At 66.4% G+C, this 19,405-nt stretch carries 17 protein-coding genes; 7 read left to right on the forward strand and 10 right to left on the reverse strand.

Annotated features, from left to right (window positions below; all coding sequences use genetic code 11):
* Positions 1–15: 15 nt before the first annotated feature.
* From LDB29_RS16150 to LDB29_RS16180, 7 genes are all read right to left on the reverse strand, one after another.
* Positions 16–1,305, reverse strand: coding sequence for an adenosylmethionine--8-amino-7-oxononanoate transaminase (locus LDB29_RS16150; protein ID WP_025549757.1), 1,290 nt, complete (start codon positions 1,303–1,305; stop codon positions 16–18).
* Positions 1,306–1,361: 56 nt separating this feature from the next.
* Complete coding sequence (locus LDB29_RS16155; RefSeq protein WP_373278244.1) at positions 1,362–1,745, reverse strand: hypothetical protein; 384 nt, start codon at positions 1,743–1,745, stop codon at positions 1,362–1,364.
* Between the two features lie 253 nt (positions 1,746–1,998).
* Positions 1,999–4,026, reverse strand: coding sequence for a M13 family metallopeptidase (locus LDB29_RS16160; RefSeq protein WP_193666675.1), 2,028 nt, complete (start codon positions 4,024–4,026; stop codon positions 1,999–2,001).
* 110 nt (positions 4,027–4,136) lie between these two features.
* Positions 4,137–4,754 (reverse strand): dethiobiotin synthase, encoded by a 618-nt coding sequence (bioD, locus tag LDB29_RS16165; RefSeq protein ID WP_025549755.1) that lies wholly within the window; start codon positions 4,752–4,754, stop codon positions 4,137–4,139.
* The gene (locus tag LDB29_RS16170; protein ID WP_025549754.1) at positions 4,751–5,875 is read right to left on the reverse strand and encodes an 8-amino-7-oxononanoate synthase; all 1,125 of its coding nucleotides are present in this window, start codon (positions 5,873–5,875) and stop codon (positions 4,751–4,753) included. The genes bioD and LDB29_RS16170 overlap by 4 nt, the downstream gene beginning before the upstream one ends.
* A gap of 175 nt (positions 5,876–6,050) precedes the next feature.
* Entirely contained in the window at positions 6,051–9,209 is a 3,159-nt protein-coding gene (locus tag LDB29_RS16175; RefSeq protein WP_257554803.1) for an efflux RND transporter permease subunit, read from the reverse strand.
* A gap of 52 nt (positions 9,210–9,261) precedes the next feature.
* A complete protein-coding gene (locus LDB29_RS16180) occupies positions 9,262–10,434 on the reverse strand; it encodes an efflux RND transporter periplasmic adaptor subunit (protein WP_025549752.1) in 1,173 nt (390 codons plus the stop codon).
* A gap of 186 nt (positions 10,435–10,620) precedes the next feature.
* Between LDB29_RS16180 and LDB29_RS16185 the strand changes: the two genes are divergently transcribed.
* Positions 10,621–10,869: a GlsB/YeaQ/YmgE family stress response membrane protein gene (locus LDB29_RS16185; protein ID WP_025549751.1), complete on the forward strand. Its 249-nt coding sequence runs from the start codon at positions 10,621–10,623 to the stop codon at positions 10,867–10,869.
* 59 nt (positions 10,870–10,928) lie between these two features.
* Here LDB29_RS16185 and LDB29_RS16190 read toward each other — a convergent pair whose 3' ends face one another.
* The 3 genes from LDB29_RS16190 to LDB29_RS16200 form a co-directional block, all read right to left on the reverse strand.
* Positions 10,929–11,183, reverse strand: coding sequence for a GlsB/YeaQ/YmgE family stress response membrane protein (locus LDB29_RS16190; protein WP_025549750.1), 255 nt, complete (start codon positions 11,181–11,183; stop codon positions 10,929–10,931).
* A gap of 158 nt (positions 11,184–11,341) precedes the next feature.
* Entirely contained in the window at positions 11,342–11,641 is a 300-nt protein-coding gene (locus LDB29_RS16195) for a DUF1153 domain-containing protein (protein WP_007687284.1), read from the reverse strand.
* Between the two features lie 108 nt (positions 11,642–11,749).
* Positions 11,750–12,046 carry a hypothetical protein gene (locus LDB29_RS16200; protein WP_025549749.1) on the reverse strand — a complete coding sequence of 99 codons (297 nt, stop codon included), beginning with the start codon at positions 12,044–12,046 and terminating at the stop codon, positions 11,750–11,752.
* Between the two features lie 124 nt (positions 12,047–12,170).
* Between LDB29_RS16200 and mnmA the strand changes: the two genes are divergently transcribed.
* The 6 genes from mnmA (at position 12,171) to LDB29_RS16230 (ending at position 19,346) form a co-directional block, all read left to right on the forward strand.
* A complete protein-coding gene (gene mnmA / locus LDB29_RS16205) occupies positions 12,171–13,277 on the forward strand; it encodes a tRNA 2-thiouridine(34) synthase MnmA (protein ID WP_025549748.1) in 1,107 nt (368 codons plus the stop codon).
* 95 nt (positions 13,278–13,372) lie between these two features.
* On the forward strand, positions 13,373–14,035 hold the full coding sequence (gene hisG, locus LDB29_RS16210; protein ID WP_025549747.1) for an ATP phosphoribosyltransferase: 663 nt from the start codon (positions 13,373–13,375) through the stop codon (positions 14,033–14,035).
* Positions 14,036–14,152: 117 nt separating this feature from the next.
* Positions 14,153–15,442 (forward strand): histidinol dehydrogenase, encoded by a 1,290-nt coding sequence (gene hisD / locus LDB29_RS16215; protein WP_193666676.1) that lies wholly within the window; start codon positions 14,153–14,155, stop codon positions 15,440–15,442.
* Between the two features lie 66 nt (positions 15,443–15,508).
* Positions 15,509–15,955 carry a transcription antitermination factor NusB gene (gene nusB / locus LDB29_RS16220; RefSeq protein WP_025548292.1) on the forward strand — a complete coding sequence of 149 codons (447 nt, stop codon included), beginning with the start codon at positions 15,509–15,511 and terminating at the stop codon, positions 15,953–15,955.
* A gap of 123 nt (positions 15,956–16,078) precedes the next feature.
* Positions 16,079–16,993 carry a thiamine-phosphate kinase gene (gene thiL, locus LDB29_RS16225; protein WP_025548291.1) on the forward strand — a complete coding sequence of 305 codons (915 nt, stop codon included), beginning with the start codon at positions 16,079–16,081 and terminating at the stop codon, positions 16,991–16,993.
* 229 nt (positions 16,994–17,222) lie between these two features.
* A complete protein-coding gene (locus tag LDB29_RS16230) occupies positions 17,223–19,346 on the forward strand; it encodes a sodium-translocating pyrophosphatase (protein ID WP_025548289.1) in 2,124 nt (707 codons plus the stop codon).
* The last annotated feature ends 59 nt before the right edge of the window (positions 19,347–19,405 follow it).

The following is a 19,405-nucleotide window of genomic DNA, read 5'->3' on the forward strand; positions in this document are numbered from 1 at the left end:
TGCGGAAAAAGAAAGTCAGGCGGGACGTCCGAACTTTTCACCGGCTTTTTGAAGCACCGCGAAGACGTGATCGAGCTGATCTGCGTCAAGGCAATAGGGCGGCATCAGATAGATGGTGTTTCCCAGCGGCCGCAGCAAGAGGCCGTTTTCATGGGCAAAGGCGCGCAGGCGCGGCGCGACGTCGGACAGATAGCCGGCGTCCGGCGTGATCAGGTCGATGGCGGCGATGGCGCCCAGCTGGCGAGCTTTGGCAAAGGCGGGATGCGCGCCGAGTTCTTCGAGTCGATCCGCCATGGCCTGGCCGAGAGTCGCGATGCGGCCAAGCACATCCTCCTCCCGCCAGATGGCGAGATTGGCGGCGGCGGCCGCGCAGGCGATGGCGTTGGCCGTATAGCTGCTGGAATGGTAGAAAAGGCGGGCGCGGTCGGTGGACCTGTGCGCGTCGAAGATGCGCGGCGTGGCGAGCGTCGCGGCGAGCGGGATCGCGCCGCCGGTGATGCCCTTCGCCACGGCCATGATGTCCGGCACCACGCCGGCCTGATCGCAGGCGAAAAGGGTGCCGGTGCGGCCCCAGCCGGTCATCACCTCGTCCGCGATGAAAAGGACGTCGTGGCGCGCGCAGATCGCCGCCATGTCCCGCAGGACGGAAGGCGGGTAGATCAGCATCCCCCCTGCCCCCAGGATCAGCGGTTCGACGATGAAGGCGGCCGGCCTTTGCGCGCAGGCGACCTCCAGCGCGTCGAGCGTCGCCTGTTCCTTGCCCTCATGGGGAAAGGGGATCGTGTCCACATCGAACAGCAGCGGCGACCAGGCGGCGTTATAGACCCCGCGTTCCCCCACCGACATGGCGCCGATGGTGTCGCCATGATAGCTGTGCTGGAGGACGAGGATGCGGTGGCGCGGGTCGGAAAGGCCGTCCAGCGCCCGGTTGTGCCAGTAGCCAAGCGCCATTTTCAGCGCCACTTCGACCGCCGTGGAGCCGCTGTCCGAGAAGAAGACATGAGCGAGGGGGTCGCGATCCGCGGCCCTGGGGGCCAGTTCGATCAGCCCGCGCGCCACCTCCTCCGCTGGTTCATGGGTGTAGCCGGCGAAGATCAGCTGGTCGAGCCGCCCGGCCTGCCCGGCGATCGCCGCGGCGATCCGGGGATGGCAATGGCCGTGGGTCGTGACCCACCAGCTTGAAATGCAGTCGATCAGCGTGCCGCCGTCGGCCAGATGCAGAAAAGCCCCCTCGGCCCGGCGGACGAGGGGGATCGGCTCGTTCAAGCCATGCTGGAAAAAAGGGTGCCAGACGGGAGAGGTCATGGCCGCTGCTTAGGCCGATGACCTCTCCCAATGCAATGATGCTTCCAACGCCGCGCTTACTGGGCGGGCGGCGCGGCCGGCGAAGCCGGAGCCGCACCGGCCGCAGGCGCCGCCGGAGCGGCGGGCGCGGACGGAGCCGCCGCCTGGATCTTCTGCTGGAGCGCGGGGTCAGCCGCAGCCGCCTGGCCGATCTGGTTGAACTTTTCCGGCGGGATGCCGGACGCCTGAAGCGCGGCCAGCATCTTGGGCTGCTTGTCGGCTTCCGCGATGGACGTATCCTGCTGGATCTTCGTCACCTCGACCGCAGCGGCGGCGAACTGCTTGATCTCCGCATCGCTGAACGTGCTCGCGCCCGCCGCCGCTGGAGCAGCCGGGGCGGCGGGAGCGGCAGCGCCCTGCGCCAGCGCCGGGCCTGCGACCGCCAGCGCGATCGAAGCCATGCCGCTTTTCAGAATGATTGATTTCAGACCCGTCAAAATGCTTCTCCTCAAACTTGCACAGACTTTGAACGCCAAGCTGAGGAAGAGGTTGAACCGATTAAAGGGCGATCCGACAAAATGTTGCATTTAAGAGACGGTCAACAAAGAAAACGGAGTTAATCGCCTGTAACTCACGATTCATCGTTCGATGAAATCATTACGTAACAAGAACGAAAATGGGGCCGGAATCACTTCTGGCCCCCGCTCCATATCCTTACCAGATCTTCACGCGATCTTGCGGTGCAAGATAGATCTTGCCGCCCGCATCAGGCTTGAAAGCCGCATACCACTGATCGAAGTTGCGTACGGTGTCGGTACGATATTGCGATGGCGAATGCGGATCGGTGACGAGCCGCTGGCGCAGATTGGGTTCGCGATAATTGCGCCGCCACACCTGCGCCCAGCCCAGGAAGAAGCGCTCGTCGCCGGTGGTGCCGTCGATGACCGGCGCGGGCTTGCCGCCCAGCGACGCATGATAGGCGTCCAGCGCCACCGCGACTCCGGCCAGGTCGCCGATATTCTCCCCCAGCGTGAAGGCGCCCTTCACATGCGCGCCCGGGAAGGGTTCATAGGCGTCATATTGCTTGACCAGCCTGTCGGTCAGCGCCTTGAAATTGGCGACGTCCTGATCGCTCCACCACTGGTTGAGCTTGCCGGTCTCATCATATTTCGCGCCCTGATCGTCGAAATGATGGCTGAGCTCATGGCCGATCACCGCGCCGATGCCGCCATAATTGACCGCCGGATCGGCATGGGGATCGAAGAAGGGCGGTTGCAGGATGGCGGCGGGGAAGACGATCTCCACCATGCCGAAATTGGCGTAGGCGTTGATCTCCATCGGGGTCATGCCCCATTCCCAGCGGTAGATGGGCTTGCCGAGCTTGCCCATCTGATAGTCGAACTCATACTGGTTCGACCGCAGCGCATTGCCGAACAGGTCGCCGCGCTGCATCGTCAGGCCGCTATAGTCGCGCCATTTGTCCGGATAGCCGATCTTGGGCGTGAAGGCGGCCAGCTTCTTGTGGGCGCGGGCCTTGGCGGCGTCGCTCATCCAGGTGAGACCGTCGATGCGGCGGCCCATGGCGGCGATCACATTCCTGACGAGCTGGTCCATCGCCGCCTTGGTTTCGGGCGGAAAATATTTGGCGACATAGACCTTGCCCACTTCCTCTCCCATGGAGGATTTGAGGAAGTCCACCGCCCGCTTCCAGCGCGCCTCGCGCTCCGGCGTGCCTGAGAGGGTGGTGCCGTAGAAGGCGAAATTCTCATTGGCGACCGCGTCCGGCAACTGGTCGGCAAAGCCGTGCAGCGTGCGCAGCAGCAGCGCGTCCTTGAGCACGCCGACCGGCGCCCTGGCGATCAGCGCGGCTTCCCCGGCCACGGCGCTGGGCTGCGACACCAGCAGATCCTTGGGCGCGAGCTTGTTGGCGGCGAAAAAGGCGGCGAAGTCGAAGCCCGGCGCGGCCTTTTGCAGATCGGCCAGCGTCATCTTGTTATAGGTCTTGTCGGCGTCGCGGCTGTCGACCTGGGTCCAGTGGACCTTGGCCACTTCCGTTTCGAACGCCATCAGCGCGGCGGCGCGGGCCTTGGCATCACTCTCTCCCGCGAGGGTCAGCATCTTTTCCAGATGCGCGACATAGGCGGTGCGGATCGCCGCCATCTTGGCGTCGGGTTCCAGGTAGAAGTCGCGGTCGGGCAGGCCCAGGCCCGACTGGTGCAGGACGAGGATGTAGGTTTCCGGGTCCTTGTCGTCCTGATTGACGTAGAAGCCGAAGGGGCCGTCGATGCCGGCGCGGGCGGCTTCGGCGGCGAGGCGGGCATAGGACGCCTTGTCCTTCACCGCCCCGATCTTCGCGAGCCACGGCTTGACGGGGGTCAGGCCCTTCTTCTCCACCGTCGCGGCGTCGAGATAGCTGGCATAGGCATTGCCGATCTTGCTGTTCGGATCGCCCTGCGCGGCGTCGAGAATGGCCTTGGTCCGTTCGCGGGACAGGTCGTCCAGCGTGTTGAAAGCGCCGTAATTGGACTTGTCGGCGGGGATGGGCGTGTTCTTCGCCCAGCTACCGTTGGCGTAGTCGTAGAAATCGTCGCCGGGCTTCACCGACCTGTCCATGCCGGCGCTGTCGAAGCCGTAGCTGCCATAGGTGGGCTTTGCGGCGGGGTCGGTCGTCTGACCGGTCTGGGCCACGGACGCGCCTGCGGCCAGCGCAACTGCCGCCGCGCCGAGGAGGAGATATTTCATCAAAGCTTTCCCTTGCTTTATGCGATGCAGGGAATTGAGCGCTTCGAAGCGAGGATGTCCATGTCGTTTGTCGAAAAACTTGGACGCTTTCCGCTTTGCCTCACCGGTCTTTAGCCGGGCAGACGGATCGATGCTGCGAAAGCCGTCCGCAACTGCCCCGCATCCAGCGGATCGAGACAGGGCAGGCGGCCAAGGCTGGGAACCTTGCCCAGCAGCGGAACGATCCGTTCATTTTCCTCATGCGGTTCGCCGATGAAGACGATGCCGGCGATGGGGATGGCCCGCGCCCGCAGGGCCTCCAGGCTGAGCAGGCTGTGGTTGATGGTGCCAAGCCCCGTCCGCGCGCAAAGGATCGCGGGCAGGCCCCAATGCGCGAACAGGTCGATCATCAGCATCCTGTCGCTGACCGGCACCATCAGGCCGCCGGCGCCCTCGACCACCAGCGGGCCGTCCACCTTCGGCAGGGCAAGCCGGTCAAGCGCGATCTCCACCCTGTCGATTCGCGCCGCCAGATGGGGGGAGGCGGGCGTGGTGAGGCGATAGGCTTCGGGCAGGATATGCGCCGGAGGCAGGCCCGACAGCGCGGCGACCCGCTCCCTGTCGCCCTCCGGATCGACGCCCGCCTGCACCGGCTTCCAATAATGGGCGCCAAGGGCACCCGCCAGGCCGGCGGCAAAGACCGTCTTGCCGATGTCCGTATCGGTGCCCGTGACGATGAAGCCGCTCACGTCGCCACCCGCCGCAAAATGTCCCCCAGGGCGGCGATGTCGGCGCGCCCCACGTTCAGCGTCAGCGAGATGCGCAGCCGGCTGGTGCCCGGCGGCACCGTCGGCGGACGGATGCCGCGCACGTCGAAGCCGGCCTCCTGCAAGGCGGCGGCGGTGGCCATGGCGCGGCGGTCCTCGCCCAATATCACCGGCACGATCTGGCTGCGCGGGCTTGGCAGGCCGAGCGGCGCGCAGATATTCTCGCCCGCATCGACCATCAGCGTCTTCAGCCGCTCGCGCAGGTCGCCCGCCTGCTCGATCCGGTCCAGCGCGGCGGAGACCGCCACCGCCATCAGCGGCGACGGCGCGGTCGAGAAGATGAAGGCGCGCGCCCGGTTGATGAGGTAATCGATCAGAATGCGCGGCCCGCAGATCAGCGCGCCCTCCACGCCCATCGCCTTGCCGCAGGTGTGCAGCGTCACGACATTGTGCAGCCCGTCCAGCCCTGCCGACAGGCCCCGTCCGGAAGGGCCGAAGACGCCGGTGCCATGGGCCTCGTCCAGGATCAGCATGGCGTCATGCCTGGCCGCCAGCGTCGCGAGGTCGCCGAGCGGCGCCATGTCGCCGTCCATCGAATAGAGCGTTTCGACCGCGATCCACACCCGCCCCTTGCCGCCCTCCTGCCGCCAGGCGGCGATCAGGTCGGCAAAGCTTTGCACATCATTGTGGCGGGCGAAGACGGCCGCGGCCTTCGACATGCGGATGCCGTCATGGACGCTGGCGTGGATCAGCTCGTCCGCGACGATCAGGTCGCCGCGCTGCGGCAGGGTGGAGAACAGCGCCAGATTGGCGGCAAAGCCGTTGGCCATGAACAGCGCCCCCTGGGTGCGGAAGAAAGCGGCGGCCTTCGCCTCCAGCCCTTCATGTTCGGGCGCGTTGCCGCGCAGCAGGCGCGATCCGCCGGACCCCACCGGCACCCCGCGCGCCACCGCATCGGCCACGGCCTGACCGATGATCGGATCGCCCGCCAAGCCGAGATAGTCGTTGGAAGCGAAGTCGCGCCCCGCGCGAGGCGTCAGGCTGCGCAGGCGGCCGCGCTTTTCCAGCGCGGCGAGCTGCGAACGGAAGGGTTCGCTGGTCATGGCGCGGCCTATAAGCCCGCGGAGCGGGAGCGGGCAAGCCCGACCGCCGATCCGCCGTCCGGCTTTGGCACGGTGGGGCGGATGGCGGGCGTTCGCGTTCGGTTCAGGTGAACCGTGCCCCTGCCTTCGCGGGAGTACGGCATATTGTGAGAAAAGCTGAAAGGCAGAAACCACCCTATTCCGCCGGTTGCGCCGTCGCAGCGCGGTTGTCGCCGGGCTTGTAGGTCAACAGGCGGCGGCCCAGGCGCGGGCCGACCCATTCCTCGATCCCCAGCGCCAGGCTGAATGTCGCGGGCACGATCACCAGCGTCAGCACGGTCGAGAGGATGAGCCCACCGATCACGGTGATGCCCATGGGCGCGCGCCATGCGCCGTCGCCGCCCAGCGACAGGGCCGTGGGCACCATCCCCGCCACCATCGCCACGGTGGTCATGACGATGGGCTGGGCGCGCTTGTGCCCGGCGTCGATGATCGCCTCCAGCTTCGGCACGCCCTTGCCCATTTCCTCCAGCGCGAAGTCGATGACGAGGATCGAGTTCTTGGCGACGATGCCCAGCAGCATCAGCAGGCCGATCAGCACGGGCATGGACACCGGATTGCCGGTCAGGTGCAGCGCCACCGCCCCGCCCAGCGGCGCCAGCAGCAGCGACCCCAGGTTGACGAACGGAGGCATCAGCCGCTTGTAGAGCAGCGTCAGCACCGCCAGCACCAGCATGATGCCGGAAATGACGGCGATGACGAAATTCTGGATCATCTCCGCCTGCCACTTGCTGTCGCCGGTATTCAGCTTCTGCACGCCCAGTATCTTGCCGGCGGCGATGGCCTTCATGGTCGGCAGGGCGTCGATCTTGGCCATGGCCTGGCTGGTCACGATGCCCGGCGCCAGGTCCGCGCCGACGACGATGCGGCGGATCTGGTTGTAGCGGCGGATCTGCGTCGGGCCCGCGCCGAATTCTATGTCGGCCACGACCTTCAGCGGTACGGAACCGCCGCTGACCGTGGGCACCGGCATGTTCTGGATCGTCGCGAGGTCGCGCCGGCTGTTTTCCGCGACCGCCACGCGGATCGGAATCTGCCGGTCGGACAACGAGAATTTGGCGCTGTTCTGGTCGATGTCGCCGATCGTCGCGACGCGGATCGTCTGGCTGAGCGCGGCGGTGGTGACGCCCAGGCTGGCGGCCAGGTCGAAGCGCGGCTTGATGACGATTTCCGGCCGGTTCATGTCGCCCGCCACCCGCGGCGCACGGATTTCATGGATGCCCGCCATTTCCGCCACCAGCCTGTTGGCGGTTTCCTCCAGCTTCACCGGATCGTCGCTGCCGAACATGATGATGATGTCGCGGCCGAAGCCGCCGCCCGACTGCGACTGGAAATTGACGCGGGCGTCGGCCACCTGCTGGAATTTGGGCGCGACCTTGCGTTCCCATTCGACGGAGGAGATGGGCCGGTCCTTCCTCAATGTCAGGAAGATGTCGGCGCCCGTCGTCTGGATGTCGGCAAAGGCGGCCTCTACCATATCCTTGTCGGCGGCGAGCATGTCCGCGACCTTGCGCGTGATCGCCGTCGTCTGTTGCAGGGTGCTGCCGGGCACGGTTTCGATCTTCACCTGGCTGAAATCGGTGTCGATCGTCGGCTGGAACGACATGGGCAGCGTGCCGAAGGCGAAGATCGTGGCGACAAAGGCCAGGAAACCCATGCCCAGCGTCCAGATGCGGTGGTCGCGAATCCAGGCGGTGAAGCGGGCCATGCCGCCCCGGGCGCGATGGGCGACGGCCTTGCGCTCGTCCAGCGACCAGCGCAGCACGGCCATATAGGCGTCCATCAGCCAGCCCTCGCCATGGCTTTCCTGGCCATGCGCCTTCAGGAAATAGGCCGCGATCATCGGCGTGATCAGGCGCGCGACCGCCAGGCTGAGCAGCACCGCGACCACCACGGTCATGCCGAACTGAATGAAGAACTGTCCCGAAATGCCCGGCATCAGCGCGACGGGCAGGAACACCGCGACGATCGCCATGGTGGTCGCCAGCACCGCGAGGCCGATTTCGTCGGCGGCGTCGATGGAGGCCTGATAGGCGCTTTTTCCCATGCGCATGTGGCGCACGATATTCTCGATCTCGACAATGGCGTCGTCGACCAGCACGCCTGCCACCAGACTGAGCGCCAGCAGCGAGATGCCGTTCAGCGTGAAGCCCATCATGTCCATGAACCAGAAGGCCGGGATCGCGGACAGCGGAATGGCGAGCGCGGAGATCATGGTCGCGCGCCAGTCGCGCAGGAACAGGAAGACGATGACGACGGCCAGCACCGCGCCCTCGATCATCGCCTGCATGGCGCTGTGATACTGGCCCTTGGTATATTCGACGCTGGTGTAGAGCTGCTTGTACTGGACCTTCGGATTTTCCTTCCGGAGCTGGTCCAGCACCTTCATCGCCTCGTCGAAGACGGTGACGTCGGACGATCCCTTGGCCTTTTCCATGCTGAAGCTGGTCACCTGCCGCCCGTTCATCAGGGACAGCGAACGCTGTTCGGCATACATGTCGCGCACGTCGGCCAGATCGGCCAGCTTGACGGTGCGGCCGCCGGAAATGGCGATCTGGGTCTGGCCCAGGGCATAGGCGTCGCGGGCGTTGCCGAGCACGCGGATCGCCTGTTCGGCGCCCGCGATTTCGGTGCGGCCGCCCGCCGCGTTGAGGTTCACCTGCTGAAGCTGCTGGTTGACCTGGGACGCCGTGATGCCATGCGACTGCAGCTTGGCCGGGTCCAATATGACGCGGATTTCGCGGGACACGCCGCCGCCGCGCTTGACCGCCGCCATGCCCGGCACGGCCAGCAGCCGCTTCGCCACCGTATTGTCGACATACCAGGACAGCTCCTCCAGCGTCATGTCGGTCGCTTCGGCGCTGAAATAGGCGATAGGCCCGCCGTCGATGTCCACCCGGCTGACCTGCGGCTCCAATATCCCTTCGGGCAGGTCGCTGCGGATCTGGTCGACGGCGTTCTTCACATCGTTGACGGCGCGGTCGACGGGCGTGCCGATCTGGAACTGCACATTGGTGTTGGATTCGCCCTCCGACACCCAGGATGTGATCTCGTCCACGCCGCTGATGCCGCGCACGGCGGCCTCGACGCGCTGCGTCACCTGCGTCTCCAGCTCCGTCGGCGCGGCGCCGGGCTGGCGCACGACGACGCTGGCCATGGGGAAGCTGACGTCGGGATTCTGGTTGACGTCCATCCGGCTGAAGCTGACCAGACCGGCCAGCAGCATCGCGACGAACAGGACGATCGGCGACACCGGGTTGCGGATGGCCCAGGCGGAGATATTACGAAAACTCATGACGGCTTCCTCGCCTGCCGGTGGATGCGCCGGTCAGACGCATCCCGCCGCTTCATTTCGACTTGCCGGCTTCCGGCTTCACCTTCTGCCCCGGCGTCAGGAAGGCCCCGGCCGAAGCGACGATGCGTTCGTCGCCGTTGAGGCCGTTCAGGATCGACACGCCCGCATCGGTCACCTGACCAATCTTGACGTCGCGCCGCTGCACCTCGTCCCGGCCGTTGACGACATAGACGAAATTGCCCTTCTCGTCGCTCTGCACCGCCGATTCCGGCAGCATTGGCGCGGAGCCGGTGCCGCTGACGATCGCGGCGGATGCGAAGCCGCCCGGACGGATCGCCGGATTATAGGGGATGGCGATGCGGGCGATGCCCTGCCGGGTCTGATTGTCGACCACCGGCGACACCTGCCAGACGCGCCCGGCAAATTGCGCCGTGCCGCCGACCGGGGTCACGGTGGCGCTGTTGCCCGGACGGATCGCGGCCAGATCGCCCTCGCTGACCTGGGCCAGCATCTCCATCTCCCCGCCCTTCGCCATGCGGAACAGCACGGCGCTGCCCGAACTCACGATCTGGCCAGGTTCCACCGCGCGGGTCAGCACCAGGCCCGCGGCGGGCGCGCGGATGTCGAGGCGGCCGGTGCGGGCGCGCTGTTCGGCCAGCTGCGCGACGGCGACGCTGACGCGGGCATTGGCGGCGTCGCGGGTGGCGGTGCGCTGGTCGATGTCGGCCTGGCTGATGAAGCCGCGCGACACCAGCGCCCGGGCGCGGTCGAGCTGCGCCTGCGCCAGCTTGGCGTCGGCGCGGTTGACCTCCACCTGCGCGGCGAGGGAGCGGATCTGCTCGGTCTGGACGGAGCGTTCGACCGTCGCCAGCACCTGGCCGGCGCGCACCCAGTCGCCCGGCTGGACCAGCACGCGCGTCACCGCGCCGCCTTCCCCGACCACGCCCACCGGCATCTCCACCCGCGCCGCGAGCGATCCGGTGGCGCTGACGGTGTTCGATACGGTCGACCGGCCCGGGCTGATCACCGTCACGACCGGCGCCTGCACGGCGCCGGCGGGCGCCTCCGCCCCTTTGCCGTGCATGCTGACCCAGGTGGCGGCGGCGATCAGGATGATCGCGATCACGGCGCCGATCGTCAATCGACGGCGCCAGACGGAGCGTTCCTCCTGCTCGCCAAGGACATTTGCCGGAGCGTCGCCGACCAATGAAGTTTCGTAATTCATCCTGAACCCATCTTTCGGCCATAGGCGCCGTTCGGGTTGCTGTATTATATGAATACATCACCCGGCTCAAGCCCCCATTATCACGGCGGTGCGGAGGACGGCAAAGCCCTTCCGCCGCGCCTGCGGGCCCTTGCCAAAGCGGCGCGACTATGGCGCTATGCCCTGTATGGCGGCTGGAGGGCGGCGATGGAATTGCTCGGATGGATCATGGTCGGCCTGTTCGCGGGCGCCATCGCGCGGCTGGTCATGCCCGGGCGCGATCCGGGCGGCTGCGTCGTCACCATATTGCTGGGCATCGCCGGCGCGCTGCTGGCGGGCTATGTCGGGCGGCTGCTGGGCGTCTATGCGCCCGGCGAGCAGGCGAGCTTCATCGCGGCGGTGCTGGGGGCGATCGGCGTGCTGGCGCTCTATCGCTTCTTCTCCGGGCGGGGCTGAACGCAAAAAAGGGCCGCGCCCTTTCGGGGCACGGCCCTTTTGATCGTCTCCGGCGCTGTTTAGCGGACCGAACCGCGACGGACCAGATTGACGATCGCGAGCAGGATGATGGCGCCGACCAGCGACACGAGGAAGCTGTAAAGCGTCAGGCCGTCATTGATCGAACCGCCGCTGAAGATCAGGCCGCCGATGAACGCGCCGACGATGCCGACGACGATGTTCAGCAGGATGCCCTGTTGTGCGTCGGTCCGCATGACCATGCTGGCAAGCCAGCCGATGATGCCGCCGACAACGAGCCACAAGATGATGCCCATTTCTCACTCTCCTTGGACCATAGCCCCTTTCGGGTGGGCTGATCTGTTCAACGGAGAAGTCGGCGTTACGTTCCCTTTCGCACTTGACAAAGAAGAAGGCCGCCGGATGACATATCCGGCGGCCTTCCTGTGCGACCCTTCATTGCTGAAACGGATGATCAGTATTTCTGCTGCCGTTCGTAGAGGGACTTGTAATATTGGATGCGCGTCACGCGCAGGCCGTGCATGCCCGAACGGTCGACGGCGCGCTGCCAGCTCGCAAATTCCTCCAGCGTCAGCGAATAGCGCGCGCAGGCTTCGTCCACGGTCAGCAGGCCGCCGTTCACGGCCGCCACGACTTCAGCCTTGCGGCGCACGACCCAGCGAGTCGTATCGACGGGCGGCAGGCTTTCCAGAGTCAGGGGTTCTCCCAGCGGCCCGACGACCTGTGCAGGTCTGATTTTCTGGTTTTCGATCATTATCACCCTCAATAAGCGGCACTGGCGTTGCCGATTTCAGCAGTGCTTGCCTGTTTGCGCTTCAAGCCCTGAACAGGCCCTAAAGCGCCACGGTAAACGCCCCCTTCATCATCCTTTCCCCACCTTTAAACGGTTCGCGATCAACGGGTTAAAGCTGCCCGCGAGCCCCACGGCCTCGATCTTGCCGCCGGAACGTGGCGCGAGAATATCGGCCAGTTCCTGGACCCAGTCTCCCTCGATCTCCTGCCCCCGCAGGACGCCTGCGACCGCCTGCGCGGTGGGGCTGGCCGCCTGCGCCGCCGCCGAAGCGGCCCGCAAGGACGGCCAGACCGGCACGCGCCGCCGGCCCGAAGGCTTGACGAAGCCGGCCTTGAGCCCGCCCGTCCTGAGGAATCCCAGATCCATGGGAGAGCGGTTTACGGAGCAAAGGATAAGGTCCGGTAAATTTGCCCCCAAAATGGGGTATGGAATGCGACGAAACGTTGAATTCGTCTGGCACCCCGAAGGGCGGGCGACTATATGCGCGCGCATGCAGCCCCAGTTCCAGCTAAACGAGCCGTTCGATGCGCGGCGCATCGTCGTCGCCATGTCCGGCGGCGTGGACAGCAGCGTCGTCGCAGCGCTCGCCGCGCGCACGGGGGCGGAGACCATCGGCGTCACGCTCCAGCTCTACGATCATGGCGCGGCGGTGGGGCGGACGGGAAGCTGCTGCGCCGGGCAGGACATACGCGACGCGCGGGCGGTCGCGGATCGCATCGGCATCGCCCATTATGTCTTTGATTATGAAAGCCGGTTCCGGGATTCGGTGATCGCTGATTTTGCCGACGAATATATGGCCGGGCGCACGCCCATCCCCTGCGTGAAATGCAATATGGGGGTGAAGTTCACCGATCTGTTTGCAATAGCCCGCGATCTGGGCGCCGACTGTCTCGCCACCGGCCATTATGTGCGTCGGGTGGAGGGAGCACAGGGCGCCGAACTGCATCGCGCCGCCGATCCGGCGCGGGACCAGAGCTATTTCCTGTTCGCCACGACTCAGGCGCAGCTCGACTATCTGCGCTTCCCGCTGGGTGGCCTGCCCAAGCCGCAGGTGCGGGAAATCGCGGCCGAACTGGGCCTGTCGGTGGCGATGAAGCCCGACAGTCAGGACATCTGCTTCGTACCCGACGGCGACTATGCGAAGATCGTGCGCAAGCTGCGGCCGGATGCCGATGAGGGCGGCGACATCGTCCATATCGACGGCCGCGTGATGGGCACGCACAAGGGGATGATCCACTATACCGTCGGCCAGCGCAAAGGGCTGGAGATCGGCGGCCAGGCCGAACCGCTCTATGTCGTGCGGCTGGATGCGCAGGCGCGGCGGGTGATCGTCGGGCCGAAGGCGGCGCTCGCGGTTTCGGCGGCGAGGCTGAGCGACATCAACTGGCTGGGCGGGGATTTTTCCGGGCCCTTGACGGCCAAGGTGCGCTCCATGGCCAAACCCGTCCCAGCCCGGCTGGAGGGCGAGCGGCTGGTCTTCGACGCGCCCGAATATGGCGTCGCGCCCGGGCAGGCGGCGGTGCTCTATGCCGGGGACCGGGTGCTGGGCGGCGGCTGGATCGCAGCGACGGAAGCGGCGCTGGCCGAGGCGGCGTAGATAGCCCGGCGCGTTCCTGCGCACGCAAGTGCCGCACTTGCCGGAACCAGCGCCACCTTGCCCTTTCCCGCCTCGCCCAGTAAGGCCCGCGCGTCATGACTCGTCCGCTCACCTTCGCCATTCCCAAGGGCCGCATCCTCGATGAGGCGCTGCCCCTGCTTGCCAAAGCCGGTATCGAGCCGGAGGCGGAATTCCATGACAAGAAGAGCCGCGCACTGCGCTTCGCCACCAATCGGCCGGACGTGTCGATCATCCGCGTGCGCGCCTTCGACGTGGCGACCTTCGTCGCGCATGGCGCGGCGCAGATCGGCATCGTCGGATCGGATGTGCTGGAAGAGTTCGACTATTCGGAAATCTATGCGCCCGTCGACCTCGACATGGGGCATTGCCGCCTGTCGGTGGCGGAACCCGAAGGTCTTGCCGACGAGGACGAAGCGGCGATGAGCCATGTGCGCGTGGCGACCAAATATCCCCACCTGACGCGCAAATATTATGAGGCGCGTGGCATTCAGGCGGAATGCGTGAAGCTGAACGGCGCGATGGAGCTGGCCCCTTCGCTGGGCCTGTCGCGGCGGATCGTGGACCTTGTGTCCTCGGGCGCGACGCTGAAGGCCAATGGGCTGGTGGAAACCAACGTCATCATGCAGGTGTCGGCGCGGCTGATCGTCAATCGCGCCGCGTTCAAGATGCGATCGGCGGAACTGACGCCGCTGGTGGATGCCTTCCGCAAGGCCGTGGGGGTCAAGGATGCGGCGTGATCCCTTCACCGTCGTTCGCGCGCAGGTGGGAACCCACCTCCCCAGCGTTGTGCCTGGCGCTTCTTATGGGAGATGGACCCCCGCCTCCACGAGGATGACGGAAGGAGGATGGGGCCTATGACCTTCCGCCTTTCCACCGCCGACAGCGATTTCGCAGCCGCCTTCGCCGCCCTGGTCGATGCCCGGCGCGAGGCCGATGAGGATGTGTCGCGCGACGTCACCGCGATCCTGAAGCGCGTGCGCGCCGAGGGCGATGCGGCGCTGGCCGACTATACCAGCCGTTTCGACCGGCATGACCTGAACGTCAGCGGCTGGGCGGTCGAACCCGCCGAATGCCGCAAGGCGCTGGACGGCCTTTCGATCGAATTGCGCAACGCGCTGGAACTCGCAGCGGCGCGGATCGCGGCCTATCATGAAAAGCAGAAGCCGCAGGACAGCGACAGCGTGGACGCGGCGGGCGTCCGTCTCGGCGCGCGCTGGAATGCGGTGGATGCGGCTGGACTGTACGTGCCGGGCGGGCGGGCAGCCTATCCCAGTTCGCTGCTGATGAACGTCATCCCCGCCAGGGTCGCGGGCGTCGAGCGCATCGCCATGGTCACGCCCACCCCCCATGGCGAGATCAACCCGCTGGTGCTGGCCGCGGCCGCCATCGCCGGGATCGAGGAGATCTGGCGCGTCGGTGGGGCGCAGGCGGTGGCGGCGCTGGCCTATGGCACGGACCGGATCAGGCCGGTCGACGTCATCACCGGCCCCGGCAACGCCTGGGTGGCGGAGGCGAAGCGCCAGCTTTACGGCGTGGTCGGCATCGACATGGTCGCGGGGCCTTCCGAGATCGTCGTGGTGGCCGATGGGAAGAACGATGCCGACTGGATCGCCGCCGACCTGCTCAGCCAGTCGGAGCATGACCCGACCAGCCAGTCGATCCTGTTCACCGACGATGCGGCCTTTGCCGATGCGGTGGCGGCGGCGGTGGAGCGGCGCCTGCCCCTGCTCGCCACGCAGGCGGTCGCGACCGCGAGCTGGAACGCCAATGGCGCGATCATCGTCGTGCGCGACTTCGAGGAAGCCATGCCGCTGGTCGACCGCCTCGCCGCCGAGCATCTGGAACTGGCCGTGGACGATCCCGACGCCCTGTTCGCGCGGGTGCGCCATGCCGGTTCCGTCTTCCTGGGCCGGATGACGCCGGAAGCGGTGGGCGATTATGTCGCCGGGCCGAACCATGTGCTGCCGACCGGCCGCCGGGCGCGATTCTCCTCCGGCCTTTCGGTGCTGGATTTCATGAAGCGCACCAGCTTCCTCAGCCTCGATCAGAACGCCATCGACGCCATCGGCCCCGCCGCCGTCGCGCTGGCGGAGGCGGAGGGGCTTCCGGCCCATGCTGCATCGGTGGCGCTGCGTTTGAAATAATTTCCCCCCTCGCTGCGTTCGGCAAAGGGCTTCGACAGGCTCGGCCCGAACGGTTATGGAAAGACTATGAACGACCGCTCCAAATCCCGCTCCGCCGCGCGCCTCGCCGCGGTGCAGGCGCTCTACCAGCTTGAGATGGAGGGCACGCCGCTCCACCTGCTGCTGCATGAATTCCACCAGCACCGCCTGGGCGCGACCATAGAGGATGTCACCTATGCGCAGGCGGAGGAAAGCTTCTTCGACGATGTCGTGCAGGGCGTGGACCGGCGGCGCGAGGAGATTGACGGGCTGATCGTGGCGCGACTCTCCAAGGGCTGGAGCCTGGAGCGGCTCGACAAGCCGATGCGGCAGATCCTGCGCGCCGGCACCTATGAACTGCTCGCCCGCAAGGATGTGGCGACCGGCACGGTTATCAGCGAATATGTCGATGTCGCCCATGCCTTCTACGACAAGCGCGAGGCGGGTTTCGTGAACGGGCTGCTGGACGCCGTGGCCAAGGATGTGCGGAAATAGGAACAGAAAATATCCGTTCGGGTTGAGCTTGTCGAAGCCCTTCACGTCCTTAAAAAGAAGAAAAAGCCGTTGGCTTCGCCGGCCTTCGGCTCGACAAGCTCAGGGTGAACGGATTTCATTTCAATGTCCGCTGAATCCCGTTTCCTGACCCTTCTCCGCCTGCTGGCGAACGATCCTGCCGCCCAGGGCTTGCGGGACGATGTGGCGGTCCTCGAAATCGGCAGCGCCCGCCTGATCCTCACCAGCGACACGATGGTGGAGGGGGTGCATTATCTGCCGGTCGATCCGCCCGCGGACATCGGCTGGAAACTGGCCGCCGTGAACCTGTCCGACCTCGCTGCCAAGGGCGCGAAGCCGGTCGGCTGCCTGCTCAACTATGCGCTGTCCGGCGACGACGCCTGGGACGCGGCTTTCCTTGAAGGATTGGGCGAGGCGCTTGGCCGCCATGCCATGCCCTTGCTGGGCGGCGACACGGTGCAGATGCCCAGGGGCGCCCCGCGCAGCTACAGCCTGACCGCGCTGGGCGAAGCGACAGGCCCGATCCCGGCGCGAAGCGGCGCGAAGGTCGGCGACCGGCTCTATCTGACCGGTCCTGTGGGGGATGCGGGCGTGGGCCTCGACCTGCTCAGGAACATGCCCGGCGCTTCGGGGCCGCTGGTGGAGGCCTATCGCCGCCCGCGTCCGCGTCTGGCGGAGGGGGCGCTGCTCGCCCGCCATGTCCATGCGATGATGGACGTGTCCGACGGCCTGCTGATCGACGCCGCCCGCATGGCGGAGGCGAGCGGCCTTGCCGTCACCATCGACCATATCCCGCTCTCCCCCGCGCTGGAGGCGACGCGCGGGGCCAGCAACGCCGTCCAGATCGCCGCGGCGCGGGCGGGGGACGATTATGAACTGCTCTTCGCCCTTCCCGCCGCGGTGAAGCCGCCCGTGCGCGCCATACCCGTCGGCCGCTTCGCCAAGGGCGGGGGACTGACGCTGACGATAGACGGCGTGGCGATCCCGCTGCCGGACCGGCTCGGCTGGGAACATGGCTGATTTGCCTTAATATCGTAACGGGTTGACGCACGCCGTCCGCCCTGTAGCTTCACCCCCGACCTTTCTCAGCCCGGTAGGACCGCATGATGTGCGTGAGCTACGATGCTGATTGACGCGGTGCCCGACGCCGGAAGCGCATGTTCCGGCCGCCCGCCCTTACGCCCTTCGCCCGCCCGTCATTCCCTGCGGAGCGGCCGATGACAGGCATAACAGGGGGAGAGGAACATCCATGCAGATTGTCACGATTGCCATAGGGTGCGGCCTGCTGGCCGTGCTCTACGGCCTCATCACCAGTCGACAGGTGCTGGCGGCGTCCGCCGGCAATGAAACCATGCAACAGATTGCGGGCGCGATCCAGGAGGGGGCGAAGGCCTATCTCGGCCGCCAATATACGACCATCGCCATGGTCGGCGTCGTCGTCGCGGCACTGGTCTTCTTCTTCCTTGGCGTGACATCGGCGGTCGGCTTCCTGATCGGCGCGATCCTGTCGGGGGCGGCGGGCTTCATCGGCATGAACATCTCGGTCCGCGCCAATGTCCGCACGGCCGAGGCCGCGCGCGGCACGCTGCAAAGCGGGTTGACCGTCGCCTTCCGGGCGGGCGCGATCACCGGCATGCTGGTGGCGGGTCTGGCCCTGCTCGCGATCAGCGTCTTCTTCTGGTATCTGACCGGACCCGCGGGCCATGCGCCCGACGATCGGATCGTGATCGACTCCCTCGTCGCGCTGGCCTTCGGCGCCAGCCTCATCTCCATCTTCGCGCGGCTTGGCGGCGGCATCTTCACCAAGGCGGCCGATGTCGGCGCGGACCTTGTCGGCAAGGTGGAAGCGGGCATTCCGGAGGACGATCCCCGCAACCCCGCCGTCATAGCGGACAATGTAGGCGACAATGTAGGCGACTGCGCGGGCATGGCGGCCGACCTGTTCGAAACCTATGTGGTGACGGTCGGCGCGACCATGGTGCTGACCGCGCTGCTGGTGACGGGCGTCGACAACGCCTTCCTGATGCGCCTGATGTCATTGCCGCTGATCGTCGGCGGGGTATGCATCATCACCTCGATCATCGGCACCTATATGGTGCGGCTGGGCGCGAGCCAGTCGATCATGGGCGCGCTCTACAAGGGGTTCTGGACCACCGCGATCCTGTCCATCCCGGCGCTCTATGCCGTGACGCAGTTCGCGCTGGGCGACCTCAACGCCCGTTTCGGCGCCGATCTGGACGGCGCAGGGGGGTACACCGGTATGGCGCTGTTCTGGGCGATGATGGTCGGCCTCGCGGTCACGGGCCTGATCGTCTGGATCACCGAATATTATACCGGCACCAACTACCGCCCGGTGCGCAGCATCGCCCGCGCGTCGGAAACCGGCCATGGCACCAACGTCATCCAGGGGCTGGCCGTCAGTCTGGAGGCGACGGCCCTGCCGACGCTGGTGATCGTCGTCGGCATCATCGTCGCCTATCAGCTTGCGGGCCTGATCGGCATCGCCTTCGCCGCGACCGCGATGCTGGCGCTTGCCGGGATGGTGGTGGCGCTGGACGCCTATGGTCCCGTCACCGACAATGCGGGCGGCATCGCGGAAATGTCGCATCTCGACGACAGCGTGCGGGTCAAGACCGATGCGCTCGACGCCGTGGGCAACACCACGAAGGCGGTGACGAAGGGCTATGCCATCGGATCGGCGGGCCTGGCCGCGCTGGTGCTGTTCGGCGCCTATACGGAGGATCTGAAATTCTACAACTCGGCTCTCGGCCTGACCGAGCCGGTCGATTTCAGCCTCTCCAACCCCTATGTCATCGTCGGCCTGCTGCTGGGCGCGCTGCTGCCCTATCTGTTCGGCGCGATGGGCATGACGGCGGTGGGCCGCGCGGCGGGCGACGTGGTCAAGGACGTGCGCGACCAGTTCGCCACCAACAAGGGGATCATGGAGGGCACCTCGCGTCCCGATTATGCCCGTACGGTGGACCTCGTCACCCGCGCCGCGATCAAGGAGATGATCGTCCCCAGCCTGCTGCCGGTGCTGGCGCCGATTTTCGTCTATTTCGCGATCTCCGCGGTGGCTGGCACGCCCAACGGCTTTGCGGCCCTGGGCGCGTTGCTGCTGGGCGTCATCGTCTCCGGCCTGTTCGTCGCGCTGTCCATGACCTCCGGCGGCGGGGCCTGGGACAATGCCAAGAAATATATCGAGGACGGCCATCATGGCGGCAAGGGCAGCGAAGCCCATAAGGCGGCCGTGACCGGCGATACGGTGGGCGATCCCTACAAGGACACGGCTGGCCCCGCTGTCAATCCGATGATCAAGATCACCAACATCGTCGCCCTGCTGCTGCTGGCCGCCCTGGCGCACGGCGCGTAATGCCCCGTTAAAAAAGGGAAAGACAGGAAAATGGCTCCGCCCTATAGAAAGGCGGGGCC

The sequence above is a fragment of the Sphingobium sp. CFD-2 genome (assembly GCF_024611135.1).
GTDB lineage: Bacteria > Pseudomonadota > Alphaproteobacteria > Sphingomonadales > Sphingomonadaceae > Sphingobium > Sphingobium fuliginis.

Coding starts and splice junctions, on each gene's coding strand:
- LDB29_RS16150 (WP_025549757.1), bottom strand. CDS start 1,305: ATGACCTCTCCCGTCTGGCACCCTTTTTTCCAGCATGGCTTGAACGAG.
- LDB29_RS16155 (WP_373278244.1), bottom strand. CDS start 1,745: ATGGCTTCGATCGCGCTGGCGGTCGCAGGCCCGGCGCTGGCGCAGGGC.
- LDB29_RS16160 (WP_193666675.1), bottom strand. CDS start 4,026: ATGAAATATCTCCTCCTCGGCGCGGCGGCAGTTGCGCTGGCCGCAGGC.
- LDB29_RS16170 (WP_025549754.1), bottom strand. CDS start 5,875: ATGACCAGCGAACCCTTCCGTTCGCAGCTCGCCGCGCTGGAAAAGCGC.
- LDB29_RS16175 (WP_257554803.1), bottom strand. CDS start 9,209: ATGAGTTTTCGTAATATCTCCGCCTGGGCCATCCGCAACCCGGTGTCG.
- LDB29_RS16180 (WP_025549752.1), bottom strand. CDS start 10,434: ATGAATTACGAAACTTCATTGGTCGGCGACGCTCCGGCAAATGTCCTT.
- LDB29_RS16185 (WP_025549751.1), top strand. CDS start 10,621: ATGGAATTGCTCGGATGGATCATGGTCGGCCTGTTCGCGGGCGCCATC.
- LDB29_RS16190 (WP_025549750.1), bottom strand. CDS start 11,183: ATGGGCATCATCTTGTGGCTCGTTGTCGGCGGCATCATCGGCTGGCTT.
- LDB29_RS16195 (WP_007687284.1), bottom strand. CDS start 11,641: ATGATCGAAAACCAGAAAATCAGACCTGCACAGGTCGTCGGGCCGCTG.
- LDB29_RS16200 (WP_025549749.1), bottom strand. CDS start 12,046: ATGGATCTGGGATTCCTCAGGACGGGCGGGCTCAAGGCCGGCTTCGTC.
- mnmA (WP_025549748.1), top strand. CDS start 12,171: ATGCAGCCCCAGTTCCAGCTAAACGAGCCGTTCGATGCGCGGCGCATC.
- hisG (WP_025549747.1), top strand. CDS start 13,373: ATGACTCGTCCGCTCACCTTCGCCATTCCCAAGGGCCGCATCCTCGAT.
- hisD (WP_193666676.1), top strand. CDS start 14,153: ATGACCTTCCGCCTTTCCACCGCCGACAGCGATTTCGCAGCCGCCTTC.
- nusB (WP_025548292.1), top strand. CDS start 15,509: ATGAACGACCGCTCCAAATCCCGCTCCGCCGCGCGCCTCGCCGCGGTG.
- thiL (WP_025548291.1), top strand. CDS start 16,079: ATGTCCGCTGAATCCCGTTTCCTGACCCTTCTCCGCCTGCTGGCGAAC.
- LDB29_RS16230 (WP_025548289.1), top strand. CDS start 17,223: ATGCAGATTGTCACGATTGCCATAGGGTGCGGCCTGCTGGCCGTGCTC.